Source organism: Citrobacter sp. ABFQG, from assembly GCF_004322975.1.
GTDB classification, from domain to species: Bacteria; Pseudomonadota; Gammaproteobacteria; order Enterobacterales; family Enterobacteriaceae; genus Citrobacter; species Citrobacter freundii.
Map to the genome: position 1 here is coordinate 2,539,563 of NZ_CP036435.1, position 17,919 is coordinate 2,557,481.

The 17,919-nt window shown below is 50.5% G+C and carries 14 protein-coding genes; 8 read left to right on the top strand and 6 right to left on the bottom strand.

Annotated elements, in window-relative coordinates:
- Positions 1 to 6: 6 nt before the first annotated feature.
- Complete coding sequence (locus tag WN16_RS12295; RefSeq protein WP_003036015.1) at positions 7 to 234, bottom strand: YccJ family protein; 228 nt, start codon at positions 232 to 234, stop codon at positions 7 to 9.
- A 20-nt stretch (positions 235 to 254) separates the two neighbouring features.
- Complete coding sequence (wrbA, locus tag WN16_RS12300) at positions 255 to 851, bottom strand: NAD(P)H:quinone oxidoreductase (RefSeq protein WP_003832057.1); 597 nt, start codon at positions 849 to 851, stop codon at positions 255 to 257.
- A 386-nt stretch (positions 852 to 1,237) separates the two neighbouring features.
- Here wrbA and WN16_RS12305 point away from each other — a divergent pair, with 386 nt between their 5' ends.
- From WN16_RS12305 to rutR, 3 genes are all read left to right on the top strand, one after another.
- Positions 1,238 to 1,411: a general stress protein gene (locus WN16_RS12305; RefSeq protein WP_003036022.1), complete on the top strand. Its 174-nt coding sequence runs from the start codon at positions 1,238 to 1,240 to the stop codon at positions 1,409 to 1,411.
- 161 nt (positions 1,412 to 1,572) lie between these two features.
- Positions 1,573 to 2,487: a DMT family transporter gene (locus WN16_RS12310; RefSeq protein WP_032948964.1), complete on the top strand. Its 915-nt coding sequence runs from the start codon at positions 1,573 to 1,575 to the stop codon at positions 2,485 to 2,487.
- A 58-nt stretch (positions 2,488 to 2,545) separates the two neighbouring features.
- Positions 2,546 to 3,184, top strand: a complete 639-nt coding sequence (gene rutR / locus WN16_RS12315; RefSeq protein ID WP_044700720.1) for an HTH-type transcriptional regulator RutR — start codon at positions 2,546 to 2,548, stop codon at positions 3,182 to 3,184.
- Here the strand turns inward: rutR and WN16_RS12320 are convergent.
- Both WN16_RS12320 and putA read right to left on the bottom strand, forming a co-directional pair.
- Positions 3,181 to 3,576 carry a lysozyme inhibitor LprI family protein gene (locus tag WN16_RS12320; protein WP_003832062.1) on the bottom strand — a complete coding sequence of 132 codons (396 nt, stop codon included), beginning with the start codon at positions 3,574 to 3,576 and terminating at the stop codon, positions 3,181 to 3,183. The two genes, rutR and WN16_RS12320, sit on opposite strands and share 4 nt — an antisense overlap.
- Before the next feature lie 59 nt (positions 3,577 to 3,635).
- Positions 3,636 to 7,598 (bottom strand): trifunctional transcriptional regulator/proline dehydrogenase/L-glutamate gamma-semialdehyde dehydrogenase, encoded by a 3,963-nt coding sequence (gene putA / locus WN16_RS12325; RefSeq protein ID WP_044700718.1) that lies wholly within the window; start codon positions 7,596 to 7,598, stop codon positions 3,636 to 3,638.
- Between the two features lie 422 nt (positions 7,599 to 8,020).
- Here putA and putP point away from each other — a divergent pair, with 422 nt between their 5' ends.
- The 5 genes from putP to phoH all read left to right on the top strand — a co-directional run bounded on the left by putP (position 8,021) and on the right by phoH (position 14,361).
- On the top strand, positions 8,021 to 9,529 hold the full coding sequence (gene putP / locus WN16_RS12330; RefSeq protein ID WP_032936247.1) for a sodium/proline symporter PutP: 1,509 nt from the start codon (positions 8,021 to 8,023) through the stop codon (positions 9,527 to 9,529).
- Positions 9,530 to 9,741: 212 nt separating this feature from the next.
- Positions 9,742 to 10,575: an iron uptake transporter permease EfeU gene (gene efeU, locus WN16_RS12335; RefSeq protein WP_003036041.1), complete on the top strand. Its 834-nt coding sequence runs from the start codon at positions 9,742 to 9,744 to the stop codon at positions 10,573 to 10,575.
- A 58-nt stretch (positions 10,576 to 10,633) separates the two neighbouring features.
- Entirely contained in the window at positions 10,634 to 11,761 is a 1,128-nt protein-coding gene (efeO, locus tag WN16_RS12340; RefSeq protein ID WP_044700715.1) for an iron uptake system protein EfeO, read from the top strand.
- Positions 11,762 to 11,766: 5 nt separating this feature from the next.
- Positions 11,767 to 13,050, top strand: a complete 1,284-nt coding sequence (gene efeB / locus WN16_RS12345) for an iron uptake transporter deferrochelatase/peroxidase subunit (RefSeq protein WP_088169005.1) — start codon at positions 11,767 to 11,769, stop codon at positions 13,048 to 13,050.
- Positions 13,051 to 13,572: 522 nt separating this feature from the next.
- Positions 13,573 to 14,361 carry a phosphate starvation-inducible protein PhoH gene (gene phoH, locus WN16_RS12350; protein ID WP_003036052.1) on the top strand — a complete coding sequence of 263 codons (789 nt, stop codon included), beginning with the start codon at positions 13,573 to 13,575 and terminating at the stop codon, positions 14,359 to 14,361.
- 383 nt (positions 14,362 to 14,744) lie between these two features.
- Here the strand turns inward: phoH and WN16_RS12355 are convergent, their stop codons facing one another.
- Both WN16_RS12355 and rarD read right to left on the bottom strand, forming a co-directional pair.
- On the bottom strand, positions 14,745 to 15,668 hold the full coding sequence (locus WN16_RS12355) for a VirK/YbjX family protein (protein WP_129993987.1): 924 nt from the start codon (positions 15,666 to 15,668) through the stop codon (positions 14,745 to 14,747).
- Positions 15,669 to 16,604: 936 nt separating this feature from the next.
- Entirely contained in the window at positions 16,605 to 17,519 is a 915-nt protein-coding gene (gene rarD, locus WN16_RS12365) for an EamA family transporter RarD (protein ID WP_003036060.1), read from the bottom strand.
- Positions 17,520 to 17,919: the final 400 nt, after the last annotated feature.

Below are 17,919 nucleotides of genomic sequence, written 5' to 3' on the forward strand. Positions count from 1 at the left end.
TGAGCGCTAGACGTTTTTACGTTCGATAGTCTGTTCACCCCAAAAGAGCGAATCTTTGTCTGTTTTTTCAAAGGCTTTGATGAGTACCTCATCGCTACCTTCTTCCCAAATTTTTTCCGCCAGTTTCTCGTCATAATGTGCGACTTCAAAAATGGCTTCGGCTATTTCCGGCGATGTATTGCGCAGACTTGCCCATTCGCCGACGCGATGGGCTTTCGCTTCTTGAGTTGGCATTCGAATCCTCCTGTTGAAGATTAGCCGTTGAGTTTTACTGCCAGACCTGCGACATATTCACCCTGATAGCGGGCGATAGATAATTCTTCCTGACTTGGCTGGCGGGAGCCGTCGCCTCCGGCAATGGTGGTTGCACCGTAAGGGGTACCGCCGCGAACTTGAGAGACATCAAACAGCTCTTGCGCCGCGTAACCGATAGGCACAATCACCATCCCATGGTGGGCAAGCGTAGTCCAGGTTGAGGTAATGGTTTGTTCCTGACCGCCGCCGGTTCCCGTTGAGCTGAATACACTGGCGAGTTTGCCGTACAGACCACCAGAGGCCCACAGCCCGCCAGTCTGGTCGAGGAAGGTACGCATCTGACCGGACATATTGCCAAAGCGCGTGGGGGTACCAAAAATGATGGCGTCGTAATCAGCCAGTTCTTGCGGGGTTGCGACTGGTGCGTTTTGTGTTTTGCCGCCAGCCTTAAGGAAAATCTCAGGCTGCATGGTCTCTGGTACGCGCTTAATAATCACTTCCGCGCCATCTACCTTATTTGCGCCTTCTGCGACTGCATGGGCCATAGTTTCAATGTGTCCGTACATGGAATAATAAAGCACCAGAACTTTTGCCATTTTACACTACTCCTCGAGTTAACCGTGTCCGTAGCGACTCGCTACCTACCTTTAAAGATATGACGTACTGTCAGGAGTGCAAATTTCACAATCACTTCTTTGATTTATAACAATTTTTATAACAACCTGCTTTGTAGCAAAATGATACATATTTAACTGGAGTGAATTCGGTAGTCATAAGAAAGACTTATTGATTTCTTAGGGTGATTATTTCTTTGGCACTCCTGATCCTGTTGCAGGATATTACAGTTAGCGTCTGCCCAGTCCACGCTTCACTATGCTTAATCCCACGCAGTTATTTTCAGGGCCCCGCCCGTAACGCTGCGTGAGGTATCACTCCTCAGTACCTATGCAATATGATGTCTAATCAATGACGGAGGTCAGTAATGGCAAACCATCGGGGCGGTTCCGGCAACTTTGCGGAAGACCGCGAAAGAGCATCAGAAGCAGGTCGAAAAGGTGGCCAGCACAGCGGGGGCAACTTTAAGAATGACCCGCAACGCGCTTCAGAGGCAGGCAAAAAAGGGGGCAAAAATAGCCACGGCAACAACAAATCGTAATTGTCGGGCTATCTGTCAGATATGTCGTGACGCCTGAGCGTCAGAGACAGACGTTACGTAGCCACCGCCGCCGGATCCTTCCGGCGGTTTTTTTTGTCTGCAAGGTTGAACTGTAACAAAACGCAACGCAGACTAATGACATTCAGTTAATCGGGTGTCTCATGTCATTACTCTCTCGTTATTCCTTTTCTGTTAAACCTCAGGAAGCGATCCTCATTGTGATCACCATGTTCTGGGGTGGCACGTTTCTGGCGGTGCAATATGCCGTTACCCTGAGCGGGCCTTTTTTCTTTGTCGGTGTGCGTTTTGCCACTGCCGCACTGGCGGTCGCGCTTTTGTCGTTACACACACTGCATAAGCTGACATGGCTGGAAGTCAAAGCAGGGGTTGCAATCGGTATCGCCATTGCGCTGGGTTATAGCCTGCAAACCTGGGGGCTACAGTTTATTCCCAGCAGTAAATCGGCGTTTATTACCGCGATGTACGTTCCGTTGGTACCGCTTTTACAATGGCTGTGTCTGGGGCGCATGCCTGGACTGATGCCGTGCGTCGGTATTGTACTGGCCTTTATCGGATTGATTTTTCTTGCCGGACCGGGAGGTAATTTACTGGCTTTAGGCGAAGGCGAGTGGATCACGCTCGCCGGTGCGGTGGCGATTGCGGCAGAAATTATCCTGATTAGCGCGTGGGCGGGAAAAGTGGATGTACGGCGGGTAACGGTAGTGCAACTGGCAACTGCTTCGATAGTGGCGTTTATTGCGATGGGACCAGCCGGAGAGGCCGTACCGCCAATGTCTACCGGATTGCTGGTGGTGGCGCTGGGGCTGGGGATTTTCAGCGCGATTATTCAGGTCACCATGAACTGGGCGCAGCGTAGTGTTTCGCCGACGCGCGCGACGGTTATTTATACCGGTGAGCCGGTGTGGGCGGGGATCTTTGGCCGTCTGGCGGGTGAACGCTTACCGCTACTTGCATTGCTTGGCGCGGCATTCATTATTGTTGGCGTGCTGGTCAGCGAGCTGAAGTTCAAAAAGAAAAAAGCGCAGCCGCAAGAGGCGCCTCCGGAATCGCTTTAATTTAACCATTCACCGCGTGATTTGGTATGCTGACGCCCTCACAAGAAGGAGAGGGCGCATGGTCCAACGCGCAGAGAAAAAAACAGGTAAGCGTTCGCAGGCCGTCAGTGCAAAACGCCAGGCCATATTAACCGCGGCATTAAATATCTTCTCCCAATATGGGATCCACGGCACGCGCCTGGAGCAGGTGGCAGAGCAGGCGGGCGTGTCAAAAACCAATTTACTTTATTACTACCCGTCAAAAGAGTTGCTTTATATTGCCGTTTTACGGCAGATCCTCGACATCTGGCTGGCTCCATTAAAAGCTTTTCGCGAAGACTTTGCGCCGCTGGTGGCCATTAAAGAATACATTCGCCTTAAGCTGGAAGTGTCGCGCGATTACCCTCAGGCATCACGGTTGTTTTGTATGGAGATGCTGGCCGGAGCGCCTTTATTGATGGCAGAATTGGAGGGGGATCTCAAAACGCTAATTGATGAGAAATCCGCGCTGATTGCCGGTTGGATCAAAAGCGGAAAACTGGCTCCGGTCGATCCGCATCATCTGATTTTTATGATTTGGGCTTCAACTCAGCACTACGCCGACTTTGCCCCACAGGTAGAGGCGGTGACAGGCGCAACGCTGCGTGATGAAGCCTTTTTTAACCAAACGGTCGAGAGCGTACAGCGGATGATTATTGAAGGGATCCGCGTGCGTTAACTGGCCGGTGGTAGTGGGCAGCTTAAATCGCCTTCTTCACACTGCAAGAGCGAGGCGAGAAACGCTTCGCGCTCGTTGGTCTTATCCGTCAGGCACTGGCTGGAAATCATCGCCTGAACGCTGCCGCCTTCGGTGCCGGAACTGATTAACGCACAGTCTGCATCGCGCAAAGTTATCCAGGATATTTGCGCTTTTTTCAGTAAATCGCGCTGGGTTGGGGCGGCGCGCTTCAGCGCATTCTGATAAGTTTCATTAAGTTTGGCGTCGGCCGCCTTATACTGCTCTGCCGCACAGGTGTTCATCTCAATCTGTGTGTTCGCGTTGGCGCAGTCATCCGCCAGCACCTGGCCGCTCAGCAGCAGCGCTGCACATGTCAGTACGATTCGTTTCATGCTTCCCTCTGGCTTCATAAAAAAAGGCCCCGTTACCGGAGCCTTAATTAACCACAACCTTAGCCGATTGTCATCAGGCTGGCGTTCCCGCCAGCTGCGGCGGTGTTGACGCTCAGGGAGCGTTCAATGTACAGCCTCTCCAGCAGAATATTGCTCTCGCCACGGGCAAAGCCCTGGACCGACACAATCGCCCCTTCGCGGGCCGCCACTGCTTCACACAGTGCGCGAAGCTGATCGGAATCGCCGTGGAAAATAACGGCATCAAACGGCTGCGTGGCGATGTTGTCCGCTTTGGCAAACTGAATGCGCCCGGAGACCGCGGCTGGCAGGCGTTTTGCCAGGTCGCGATGGAACGTATCATCTGGCCACAGGATTAAGCTACCAACGGAAGTTACAGCGGCAACCTGTACCAGTGCGTCCTGTTCATCATCGGCGATACATAGAACGCGTTCGCGCGGCAACAGCGTCCAGGTATTGCGCTCGCCGGTGGGTCCTGGCAGCAGGCGTTGCGTTCCGGCCTGCGCCAGTTCGCCAAACTGCTGGCAGAGCGCACGCAGTGCTGGACGGTCGGTTGCCCATTCGCTGAGCGCTTCCAGCGGTTGAACGAGTGCGGCTTTAAGCTGCGCATCGACCGGGTAGTCTGCATCCTGGCGGGCAAGGGTAATGCCTAACGCATTTTCCGGACGGTTTGCCAGCAGGCGGTACAGATACAGCGGCCCACCCGCTTTTGGCCCGGTTCCTGACAAGCCTTCACCACCGAATGGCTGCACGCCGACGACGGCGCCGACCATATTGCGGTTAACATACAGGTTCCCCACATGTGCTGAGCCCGTGACCTGGGCAATGGTTTCGTCGATACGCGTGTGTACGCCCAGCGTCAGACCGTAGCCGGAGGCATTAATTTGCTCAATCAGGCTGCCCAGATTATTACGGGTGTAACGCACGACGTGCAGTACCGGACCAAACACCTCTTTTTGTAATTCATCGAAGCTTTCCAGCTCAATAAGCGTCGGGGCGATAAAGGTACCGGTTTGCCATTCCCGCGCATCGTCGCTATTTTCGCGCACGGCCTGGAACACCGGACGCCCTTTGGCGCGCATGGCCTGAATATGGCGCTCAATATTGGTTTTGGCTTCTTCATCGATAACCGGTCCAATATCGGTGGTCAGGCGGCCCGGGTTACCCATGCGGCACTCCGCCATCGCGCCGCGCAGCATTTTCAGCGTATGGTCGGCTACATCGTCCTGCAGACACAGGACGCGAAGCGCAGAGCAGCGCTGCCCGGCGCTGTCAAAGGCAGAAGCCAGGACGTCGACCACCACCTGTTCCGTCAGCGCGGAGGAGTCGACGATCATGGCGTTCATCCCGCCGGTTTCGGCGATAAGCGGGATTGGACGTCCCTGAGCATCCAGGCGGGTCGCGATATTGCGTTGCAACAGCGTGGCAACTTCCGTTGAGCCAGTAAACATGACGCCGCGTACGCGCTCATCGGAAGTGAGCTGCGCCCCGACCGTTTCGCCCTGACCAGGCAACAGTTGCACCACGCCTGGCGGTACACCTGCTTCGAGTAAAATGGCAATACCCTGGGCGGCAATCAGCGGGGTTTGTTCCGCGGGTTTTGCCAGTACGCTGTTGCCCGCCGCCAGCGCGGCGGCAATCTGCCCGGAGAAAATAGCCAGCGGGAAGTTCCAGGGGCTGATACAGACTACAGGCCCTAACGGACGATGGGTTTCATTATCGAAGTCATCGCGGACCTGACCGGCATAATAGCGCAGGAAGTCTACCGCTTCGCGCACTTCCGCAATGGCGTTGCTGAAGGTTTTACCTGCTTCGCGCACCAGAATGCCAATCAATTGCTGCATCTGGCCTTCCATTAGAACGGCGGCGCGATGCAAAATAGCGGCACGCTCTTGCGGCGGTGTGGCGAACCAGATCGGCGCGTTATTTACCGCATTCTGCAATGCCTGTTCCACTTCGCTGTGAGTCGCTTCACGCACGTAACCGACAATATCTTTCGGTTCGGCCGGGTTGACGACTGGCGTCATTTCACCGTCAGCAACCGGATGTTCGAGTATTGGCTTAGCGTGCCATTTTTGCAGCGCGCTGTTGAGCAGGGCGGAGGACAGCGAGGCCAGACGATGTTCGTTAGCTAAATCCAGTCCGCCTGAGTTTTCGCGGCCTTTACCGTACAGGTCACGCGGCAGGGCAATCTTCGGATGTGGCAGACCAGCCTGGCCTTCCTGCTGCGCCAGTTTTTCAACGGCTTCGACCGGGCAGGCTACCAGTTCATCCAGCGGCAGGGTAGTGTCTGCAATGCGGTTGACGAATGAAGTGTTGGCGCCGTTTTCCAGCAGACGACGCACCAGATACGCAAGCAGCGTTTCATGCGTGCCTACCGGTGCATAAATGCGGCATGGACGGTTCAGTTTGCCATCGGCAACTTTACCGGTGACCTGCTCATATAGCGGTTCGCCCATACCGTGCAGGCACTGGAACTCGTACTGACCCGGATAGTAGTTTTGACCGGCTAATTGATAAATCGCCGCCAACGTATGGGCGTTGTGGGTGGCGAACTGCGGGTAGATCAGATTCGGTACCGCAAGCAGTTTTTTCGCACAGGCCAGATAGGAAACGTCGGTGTACACCTTACGGGTATAGACCGGATAACCTTCCAGACCGTCCATTTGCGCACGTTTGATTTCGCTATCCCAGTAGGCGCCCTTAACCAGGCGGATCATCAGGCGACGGCGGCTGCGCGTGGCGAGGTCAATCAGGTAGTCGATAACATACGGGCAGCGCTTCTGGTAGGCTTGAATAACAAAGCCGATACCGTTCCAGCCCGCCAGTTCAGGTTCAAAGCACAGTTTTTCCAGCAGATCGAGGGAGATCTCCAGTCGGTCTGCCTCTTCAGCATCGATATTGATACCGATGTCGTACTGGCGGGCCAGCAGAGTAAGCGACTTCAGACGCGGATAGAGTTCATCCATCACGCGGTCATACTGCGCGCGGCTATAACGCGGATGCAACGCCGACAGCTTGATAGAAATGCCCGGCCCTTCATAGATGCCGCGACCATTTGAGGCTTTACCAATGGCGTGGATTGCCTGTTGGTACGAAACCATATAAGCCTGGGCATCAGCGGCGGTTAGAGCTGCTTCACCCAGCATGTCATAAGAGTAGCGGAAACCTTTTTCTTCCAGTTTACGCGCGTTAGCCAGCGCTTCGGCGATAGTCTCTCCGGTGACGAACTGCTCGCCCATCAAGCGCATTGCCATGTCGACGCCTTTACGCACCAGTGGTTCACCGCTCTTGCCGATAATACGGTTGAGTGAGCGTGAAAGGCTGGCTTCATTATGCGTAGAAACCAGACGACCGGTAAACAACAGCCCCCAGGTCGCTGCGTTGACGAAAAGTGACGGACTGCGTCCAATGTGCGACTGCCAGTTGCCGTTGCTGATTTTGTCGCGGATTAACGCATCGCGGGTTGCCTTATCAGGAATACGCAGCAAGGCTTCCGCCAGACACATCAGCGCGACGCCTTCCTGTGAAGAAAGGGAGAATTCCTGCAATAAACCTTGTACCATCCCGGCGCGGCCGCTGGCGGTCTTCTGGTTACGCAGTTTGTCGGCCAGGCTGTACGCCAGCTTGTGCGCTTGCTCAGCGATGGGTTGCGGCAGACGAGCCTGCTCCATCAGCATCGGCACTGCGTCGGTTTCGGCGCGGCGGTACGCGGCGGTGATTGCTGCGCGGGAAACTGACTGCGGTAGGATCTGTTCGGCAAATTCCAGGAAAGGCTGATGCGCTTCATTCTGCGGCGTGGTTGACTCCTCACCCTCATTCGCGGCACCCGCCAGCAGGGACGGTAGTTCAGGAAGCGCGTCGTCGTTTTCCAGTCTTTCGAGATAATTAAAGATGGCTTGTTTGATCAGCCAATGTGGCGTGCGATCGATTCGTGATGCTGCTGTTTTAATACGCTCGCGAGTGGCGTCATCCAGCTTAACCCCCATCGTGGTGGTTCCCATGCCGTTTACTCCTGTTGTACTGAAATACGGGTCTGATAGTTACCGAGAAATATCCACTATGTTGCAACTTTGTGCAACCGTGTTAAATGTGACTTGGTTTGCAAGCTTGGAAATGAATGAAATGTTAATAAATATGAGCGTTATGATGTGGGCTGTAAAAATTACAGAATCTTTTTCTCTGCGGTAGTTAACACTTTTAAAAGGTGCAACCGAAAAAAATGTGAGAGAGTGCAACCTACAGAAAAATGCTATCTACTCTGGATCAAATTTGATGTAAATGGTGTGTTAAATCGATTGTGAATAACCATCGCTTCCGGCAGGATACGGTCGCCCTGGTCAACATAGATATCTTTGCCACGTTCCGGCAGGGTAATAAAACGGCAAGCCACGGCATTGCTGATACATAATTTTGGAGAGTTTTGATGGCTATTAGCACACCGATGTTAGTGACATTCTGTGTCTATATTTTCGGCATGATATTGATAGGGTTTATTGCATGGCGTTCAACCAAAAACTTTGACGATTACATTCTTGGTGGACGCAGTCTGGGTCCATTCGTGACCGCGTTATCCGCCGGGGCATCTGACATGAGCGGCTGGTTGCTGATGGGTTTGCCTGGCGCGATTTTCCTGTCGGGCATTTCAGAAAGCTGGATCGCCATCGGCCTTATTTTGGGCGCATGGATCAACTGGAAGTTGGTGGCCGGACGTTTACGCGTACATACCGAATACAATAACAATGCGCTGACGTTACCGGATTACTTTACCGGTCGCTTTGAAGATAAAAGCCGAATTCTGCGTATTATCTCCGCGTTGGTTATTCTGCTGTTTTTCACCATCTATTGTGCTTCAGGGATTGTGGCAGGGGCGCGTCTGTTTGAAAGCACCTTTGGCATGAGCTACGAAACAGCGCTGTGGGCGGGCGCGGCCGCGACGATCATTTATACCTTTATTGGTGGTTTTCTGGCGGTAAGCTGGACGGATACCGTCCAGGCCAGCCTGATGATCTTTGCTCTCATCCTGACGCCGGTAATGGTCATTATTGGCGTAGGTGGATTTGAAGATTCGCTGGAAGTGATTAAACAAAAGAGCATTGAGAACGTGGACATGTTCAAAGGGTTGAATTTTGTTGCCATCATTTCCCTGATGGGCTGGGGTCTGGGTTACTTTGGCCAGCCGCATATTCTGGCGCGCTTTATGGCGGCAGATTCCCACCATAGCATCGTTCATGCTCGCCGTATCAGCATGACCTGGATGATCCTGTGTCTGGCAGGTGCCGTGGCCGTAGGCTTCTTTGGTATTGCTTACTTTAACAACAACCCACAGCTTGCCGGTGCCGTTAACCAGAACGCCGAGCGTGTGTTTATTGAACTGGCGCAAATACTGTTTAACCCATGGATTGCCGGTATTCTGCTGTCTGCGATCCTCGCTGCGGTTATGTCGACTCTGAGCTGCCAGTTGCTGGTGTGCTCCAGCGCAATCACCGAAGATTTGTACAAAGCGTTCCTGCGTAAAAATGCCAGCCAGAAAGAGCTGGTATGGATTGGCCGCATCATGGTGCTGGTCGTGGCGTTGGTGTCCATCGCGCTGGCGGCGAATCCGGAGAACCGCGTACTTGGTCTGGTAAGCTATGCCTGGGCCGGCTTCGGCGCGGCGTTTGGTCCGGTAGTCCTGTTCTCCGTAATGTGGTCGCGTATGACCCGCAACGGCGCGCTGGCAGGGATGATCATCGGTGCGGTGACGGTAATCGTCTGGAAGCAGTTCGCCTGGCTGGGTCTGTATGAAATTATCCCGGGCTTTGTTTTCGGCAGCATCGGTATTGTGGTCTTCAGCCTGTTGGGTAAAGCACCTTCAACTGCTATGCAGCAACGTTTTGCCGAGGCTGACGCGCATTATCACTCAGCTCCGCCATCGCGTTTACAGGCAGAATAATTTATCACCTGTCCCTGAAGCCCGCCGTGCGCGGGCTTTTTATTGCGCCCCCGCAAACCTGCATAACCATTACCCGCCTAACTGTTTACATTAAGTCATCATTCTCAAAACATTCTGCTTGAGTTTTTCTTTGCTGTAATGATAATCACTATCACTGTAATTTACTTTTCTTTTCATCAATTGACCGAGAATAACGTTTAAGGGTTCTTCGCATGTTTGTTCCATTTCTAATTATGTTGCGCGAAGGGTTAGAGGCCGCGCTGATTGTCAGCCTGATTGCCAGCTACCTGAAACGGACTCAGCGTGGTCGATGGATTGGTGTGATGTGGATTGGTGTTCTGCTGGCGGCGGCGTTATGCCTGGCGTTAGGGATTTTCATCAACGAAACCACCGGTGAATTTCCGCAAAAAGAACAGGAGCTGTTTGAAGGCATCGTGGCGGTCATTGCCGTGGTGATCCTCACCTGGATGGTGTTCTGGATGCGTAAAGTTTCCCGCAACGTCAAAGTCCAGCTTGAACAGGCTGTCGATAACGCGTTGCAACGCGGTAATCATCACGGCTGGGCGCTGGTGATGATGGTCTTTTTTGCTGTTGCGCGAGAAGGGTTGGAATCGGTGTTCTTCCTGCTGGCGGCATTCCAGCAGGATGTAGGCATCTGGCCGCCGTTAGGCGCGATGCTGGGACTGGCTACCGCAGTGGTACTGGGATACCTGATTTACCTCGGCGGCATTCGCCTCAACCTCGGGGCATTCTTTAAATGGACCAGCCTGTTCATTTTGCTGGTAGCAGCCGGTCTTGCCGCTGGGGCGATCCGCGCTTTCCACGAAGCCGGGTTGTGGAATCATTTTCAGGATGTGGCGTTTGACCTGAGCAGTGTGCTGTCGACGCATTCGCTGTTTGGCACATTGATGGAAGGCATTTTCGGCTATCAGGAAGCGCCAAGCGTCAGTGAAGTCGCTGTCTGGTTTATCTACCTGATTCCGGCGTTGATTATGTTTGCACTACCGCCGCGTTCAGGCACTACGGCATCGCGTACCGCACCTTGATAAAAACGCGATGCAGAATACTTTTTAGTTACAACATACTTATTTATAGGGATAGGTTATGACGTTTAATTTTCGCCGTAGTGCGCTGCAGTTGGGTATTGCCGCGCTGTTTGCATCCGCTTTTTCTGCACAAGCCGCCGATATTCCGCAGGTGAAAGTCACGGTTAACGACAAACAGTGTGAACCGATGACGATCACGGTTAACGCCGGGAAAACGCAGTTCATCATCCAGAACCACAGCCAGAAAGCGCTGGAGTGGGAAATTCTTAAAGGCGTTATGGTGGTTGAAGAGCGCGAAAACATTGCACCAGGTTTTAGCCAGAAAATGACCGCTAACCTGCAGCCTGGCGAATATGATATGACCTGCGGTCTGTTGACTAACCCGAAAGGCAAACTGATCGTAAAAGGCAGCGCAACGGCGGATGCCGCACAGAGCGATGCTCTGCTGAGTCTGAGCGGCGCGATTACCGAGTACAAAGCCTACGTGACGGCTGAAACCGCGCAACTGGTGGCGGGCACTAAAGCCTTCACCGATGCAATTAAAGCCGGTGATGTGGAAAAAGCGAAATCGCTGTATGCGCCAACCCGTCAGCATTATGAGCGTATTGAACCGATTGCTGAACTGTTCTCCGATCTCGACGGCAGCATCGATGCGCGTGAAGATGATTATGAGCAAAAAGCCGCCGATCCTAAATTCACCGGCTTCCACCGCCTGGAGAAAGCGCTGTTTGGCGACAATACCACCAAAGGAATGGATAAATACGCCGACCAATTAAATAGCGATGTTCTTGACCTGCAAACGCGTATTAGCGAGCTGGCTTTCCCACCGTCTAAAGTTGTTGGCGGGGCTGCAGGACTGATTGAAGAAGTTGCTGCCAGCAAAATCAGTGGGGAAGAAGATCGCTACAGCCATACCGATCTGTGGGATTTCCAGGCGAACGTCGATGGCGCGCAGAAAATTGTCGATCTCCTGCGTCCTCAGTTACAAAAATCCAATGCTGAGCTGCTGGCAAAGGTGGATGCGAACTTCAAAAAGGTCGATACCATTCTGAGCAAGTACCGTACCAAAGACGGTTTTGAAACCTATGACAAACTGACTGATGCCGATCGTAATGCGCTGAAAGGGCCAATCACGACGCTGGCGGAAGACTTGTCGCAATTACGCGGTGTTCTGGGTCTGGATTAAGCACTATGCAGCAAGATAATGAAAACGGCGTGAGCGAACCGTCACGCCGACGTTTACTGAAAGGGATGGGCGCCCTGGGTGGGGCGCTGGCGCTGGCGGGTGGGTGTCCGGTTGCCCACGCGCAAAAACCAAAAAGCGCGCCGGGAACGCTGTCTCCGGATGCGCGTAGTGAAACGCAGCCGTTTTATGGTCAGCATCAGGCGGGGATCCTGACGCCGCAGCAGGCATCAATGATGCTGGTGGCATTCGATGTTCTCGCCAGCGATAAGGCCGATCTTGAGCGTTTATTCCGGTTGTTGACTAGCCGATTTGCGTTTCTGACCACCGGTGGACCGGCACCGGATACGCCCAATCCGCGTCTCCCTCCTATGGATTCAGGTATCCTCGGCGCTTACATTGCGCCAGACAACCTGACGATGACGTTGTCGGTTGGTTCATCGCTGTTCGATGAACGTTATGGCCTGAAACCGCAGATGCCGAAAAAGCTGCAAAAAATGACCCGCTTCCCGAATGATTCGCTGGATGCGGCGCTGTGCCATGGCGATTTGCTGCTGCAGATTTGTGCCAACACCCAGGACACTGTCATCCACGCGTTGCGCGATATCATTAAACATACGCCCGATCTCCTCAGCGTGCGCTGGAAACGTGAAGGGTTTATTTCTGACCACGCAGCGCGCAGCAAAGGCAAAGAGACCCCGGTCAACCTGCTTGGCTTTAAAGACGGCACCGCGAATCCGGACGCTACGGATGCGAAGTTGATGCAAGACGTGGTGTGGGTGACGGATGGGCAGGGCGAACCTGCCTGGGCGCAAGGTGGCAGTTATCAGGCCGTCAGGCTCATTCAGTTCCGCGTTGAGTTCTGGGATCGTACGCCGCTGAAAGAGCAGCAAACGATTTTTGGTCGTGATAAACACACCGGCGCGCCGCTGGGCATGCAGCATGAGCATGATGTACCTGACTATGCCAGTGATCCTGAAGGTGAGGTGATTGCGCTCGACAGTCATATCCGCCTGGCAAACCCGCGCACGAAAGAGACCGACTCGAGCCTGATGATGCGTCGTGGCTACAGTTATTCGCTCGGTGTGACTAATTCTGGTCAACTGGATATGGGGCTGTTGTTTGTTTGCTATCAACACGATCTGGAAAAAGGATTTTTGGCGGTGCAGAAACGTCTGAATGGTGAAGCGCTCGAAGAGTATGTCAAACCGATTGGTGGGGGATATTTCTTTTCTTTGCCGGGTGTTAAAACTGCAGACAATTATCTGGGACAGTCTCTGCTCGAAGCGTGATGATTATGCCCCGCAGTACAGCGGGGTTTTTCCTGATATCTTGATGAAGGAACAAATTATTTTTTATGATCGGTATGCGACTGAAATAATTCTGTCATCTCTCTGCAAGAGACTGTCTCTGGTGATAAGATAGAATTTAAGTTAACAATAAGTAAAAATATTGTTGCATTAGCGAAAGGTTATGATGTAATTATAAGTAATAGCGGTAGTTCCCGGCGGTGATAGTCATTCACTATGGAGATCGCGAATGGAAAAGTCCTGTACTGGACACGTTTTTCACAGTAACAGCAGTACCTTACGCGGACGTTTCTCTTCCGGTAGCCTCCTCGTTACCGCTAAATCTCTCTCTCACTCACTTCTTCTCCTTGTAACTTACGCCCTGTACGGTGCGCGTAGCCGTGTGTGGCGTCTTATCCGAAAGCAAGCAATGGCTTACAAGGAAGCCAACCCTCAGATGTTCGTGCGCATAATCGTGCCGCCAACGGCGCGTGTGATGTATACCTACAACTCAAGGTGCTATCCATGGGAAGACAAAAAGCAGTGATCAAAGCTCGTCGTGAAGCAAAACGTGTGCTGAGGCGGGATTCGCGTAGTCATAAGCAACGTGAAGATGAATCGGTCACCTCGCTTGTGCAGATGGGCGGCGTAGAAGCGATCGGTATGGCGCGTGATAGTCGCGATGCCACGCCAATCACGGCGCGAAATGAGGCTCAGGCGCACTACCTGAATGCTATTGAGAGTAAACAGCTGATCTTCGCCACCGGTGAAGCCGGGTGTGGTAAAACCTGGATCAGCGCGGCAAAAGCTGCAGAGGCTCTGATCCACAAAGACGTGGACCGGATCATTGTAACCCGTCCAGTTCTGCAAGCTGATGAAGACCTCGGCTTCTTACCTGGAGATGTTTCCGAGAAGTTCGCTCCCTATTTTCGCCCCGTGTATGACGTGCTGGTGAAACGGCTGGGAGCCTCCTTCATGCAATATTGCCTGCGACCTGAGATTGGTAAGGTGGAAATCGCGCCGTTCGCCTATATGCGTGGACGTACATTTGAAAATGCAGTGGTCATTCTTGACGAGGCTCAGAACGTCACTGCTGCGCAAATGAAGATGTTTTTGACCCGCCTCGGGGAGAATGTGACGGTGATTGTGAATGGGGATGTGACCCAGTGCGATCTTCCAGCTCACGTTCGCTCAGGACTAAGCGATGCGCTGGCCCGTTTCGAAGAAGATGATATGGTTGGGATCGTTCGTTTCAATAAAGACGATTGCGTCCGCTCGGCGCTCTGTCAGCGGACGCTCAACGCTTACAACTGATAAGTACTCCGTCTTCAAGGCCCGGGAAACCGGGCTTTGTTATTTGTGTGTTGTTAAGTAAATTTTAGAAATTGAAATAGTATGCTCTGATGAAATAGAACATCGAAAACGAGTAGAAACCAGGATATCTGAAGTCGAGGGGGAACCTTGCCTGACTTGAGATATGTCAAAAGTTTGATTTATGAACTGTGGAATAGAGAACACCTTATTTTAGACTCATGCGTTTATCCAGTGATGAATGCGTCTCGCGGATCAGCGACCCGTTGAGCTCACAGCACTCAGCGGACGTTCGTGTAATGGTTCGCCAACGCGGAACGATAGCTACGCTTTTATCGAGATGTCGCATTCATCAGCCAGTTTCTGAGCTGAGTTACGACATTATGTTACATCTGATTTTGCAGGAGAATCATGATTTCCTCATTAATATGATCCAACAGGTCATACCGTCTCCGGTATTCCGCGCGTTTTTTACTGGCAAGCTCATTAAATGACTTACGCTCTACATAAATTGGCAACTTATACCAATTACCGTATGGACGACCAGCAACTGATTCCCAAAAATCACTGTACAGGGCAACAAAGTATTTACGTTTCTTGTACCGGTATCGCCATTGCCTGAAAACATGGCTCTGTTCACTAACTGCTAAAATATTAGTGATATCACAGCAACGCATCAATGAACAAAGAACCTCAAAAACGATCCGCTTAGGGAATAGTCCATAGCAGGCTTTAGTAGCGTTACGAATAATGTCTGGGCCAATATTTTTTGGTGCCCCCTGCAGACCGCCAATAAATGCACAATGTCCTTTTTTTGACGGGATAACCGAGAAGGACAATCGGGCCACCGGGGTGTTGTTAAAACTCAGAGATAACATCAGTTCTCCTTCACGATCAAAACCGCCTGAAGAACAGTGAATATCAAAATCCTCACCATTTTTTCCGGTGAAATGGACCAATAGCACATCTCTGTCAGGTAATAATAACGCCTGGTGTTTCACTGGTAAATTCTGGACAAAACGGTAGTGACCAATAATGTTTTTCCTTCGATTCCATGCCAGCCCTCCTTTATGTAAATAGGGACGATGAATTTTGGCTGGTAACGTAGGTTGCATCTCCAGAATCTTATCAATTGATTTAAGGGAATGTAATTCTTGATAATACCGAATACTGGAGACAGGACTTATCATAGATCGTAAAAGATACATGAGTCGAAATTTTTTGTTCTTCCATTTGCTATGCAAAGGGCCACGTGCCAATAGAATTTGGTTAAAGAAACTTAGATATGATGTATTTTTCATAAGTATCATTATTAATTCAGGGTGTTTAAATTTATTTACGTGCAAGGTGTAAATACTGGAATCTCTGACGCTGTTTTGTTAATGCGAAACATTTTGAAAATAAATTCATGTCTGACATGCCAGTTTTGTTGATAATCATTAGGCGCTCTCTCGTTCGCATATCCTGATGAAAACAAATTTTTTTCATTCTACAGAGAAGAACATATATATTTGTTAAACAAAGTATACTTTACAAACATACCGATGTTCATTGAGTAAACTGGTAGGTTGACTTGTCAACCACATAACGAAGTAAATCATGTGATTCAGCGAGCCATGGGTGTTTGGAAAACGCACGACTTTGAACGTCAGGACAAATTTTGAACGATGACAGCTATCACAATTGGCTGTATTCCCGCGCAATACGCCGGTTTTCGTGGATTATTGTCAAATTGAATAACTTAAATTGGGATATACACATTCCTGACTTTCTTTCCAGATATAATGCCCAGTATATTTTTGGTAACCTTTTGTACTGAAAAGGAGTTTGCATTGTATGGTTATGAAACAGGCCCGCAAAACAATACCAAGGGGAACCTGATTCGCTGGCTGACGCACGAATAGGGTACTGCCGTTAAGAATATTTCTGGATACAGAGACTTTACCGATCGGCCGCAACATTCTCTGGTCACTCACGTTCTCAGAGAAATGCACTAGCTCGATGCCTGGTTGCAGTGCGACAGTGTTCCGGGGGATTCACCGGTGATGAACAGTGCCAATCTGTATAAAGGTATCGGAAAAATTTTTTTGTCCGGCTTTAACCATGAACATGCAGTCAACTGTCCTATGTACCTAAATGACGTGGTAATCTTGAATAAACAAACTCGAATTGTTTACTCATTCATACCTGAGCGCGTGTTCCAGGGAAACGAATAAGCGTACTGAGTTTTATATTCTGCATGTACATCACCGTAAAGTGCCTGCAGGATGATTACTTTCAGACCGTGGAGGATTACGTCGGTAATGATAGTAAAGACTCTCAAATATACATAGCAACAATCCAAACCATACCGCTGAAAAACAAAATAGCTCGGAGTAATTAATAACTTCTCCAAATATAAGTATGGCAATGAGAAATTGCAAAGATGGTTCTATATACTGAGCAAGACCTGTCACAATAAGAGATGTACGATTTAGCGCTACTGCAAATAACACTAACGGAATTACTGTAACGGGAGCGGTTAATATATAAAGGAACAGAGAGATGTCAGATGATGTAGTTATACTCGAGCCAGTATAGATAAAGATGAAAAGAGCAACAGGTAGAGCCCAGAATGTTTCAAGCGTGATTGAGGTTATTGCATCGTAATGGATAAATTTTCGCGCCAGTCCGTACAATGCAAATGAAAACCCCATGATTAACGCTAGTGAAGGAAAACTGTTTGCGGAAATAATCTGATAGCCAAGACCACATACGCCGGATATTACTGCTATAAGTTGAAATAATGATGGTTTTTCTTTAAGAAAAATACATCCAAGGCAAATGACAATAAGTGGGTTGATAAAATATCCCAGACTGGCGTCGAGTACCTTATGATTTGTTAATGCATAAATAAAAGCTGACCACGAAATTACCATTAGCAAGCCTGCTATCATGCAGGATATGAAGGAGGTTTTATCTTTCAGTAAATCGCGAAAAAAAGTTCTCTTACGAAATAATAATCTTATTGGCAGTAATAGAGGTATAGACCAGAAAACTCTGTACATCAAAATTTCAGCGAGGGCTCCGCCAGATAGATATTGATAAAACAATGGGATCAGGCCCCATAATATAAATGCCAGAACAACAACTGCGGGTCCATTTCGCAGAAACTTTACCATTTATGTGTATCCTTGCTTGCCATACTGACATGTTCTTCTGAAGAGCATTGTCAACCCTTCACTCTGGCATGTACCTGCTCTTAAGAGAAACGTGTGCTGTTACAGTACTCAATCTCATTTACAGTCAGGGTGATATAAAAAACAAGGTGAAATTTATCATGATCGTATCTATAAAATGATGATAAAAATCAACGGGAAGACTTCCGATTTGTATTGCGGGCTGGATCATCTTTCAGACGTCTGACGGGGAGTATTTGCCTTTCCCTGATTTCCTCGTCAATATCAAATAAGCACTCGTCGCAGAATTCTGTATCGAGTGAGAGCCACTGTTCAAAGACGCTCCTTTTCTTATTACACCGTGCGCATCTCTCATCACATCATCCTTTATGCTATTTCCCTG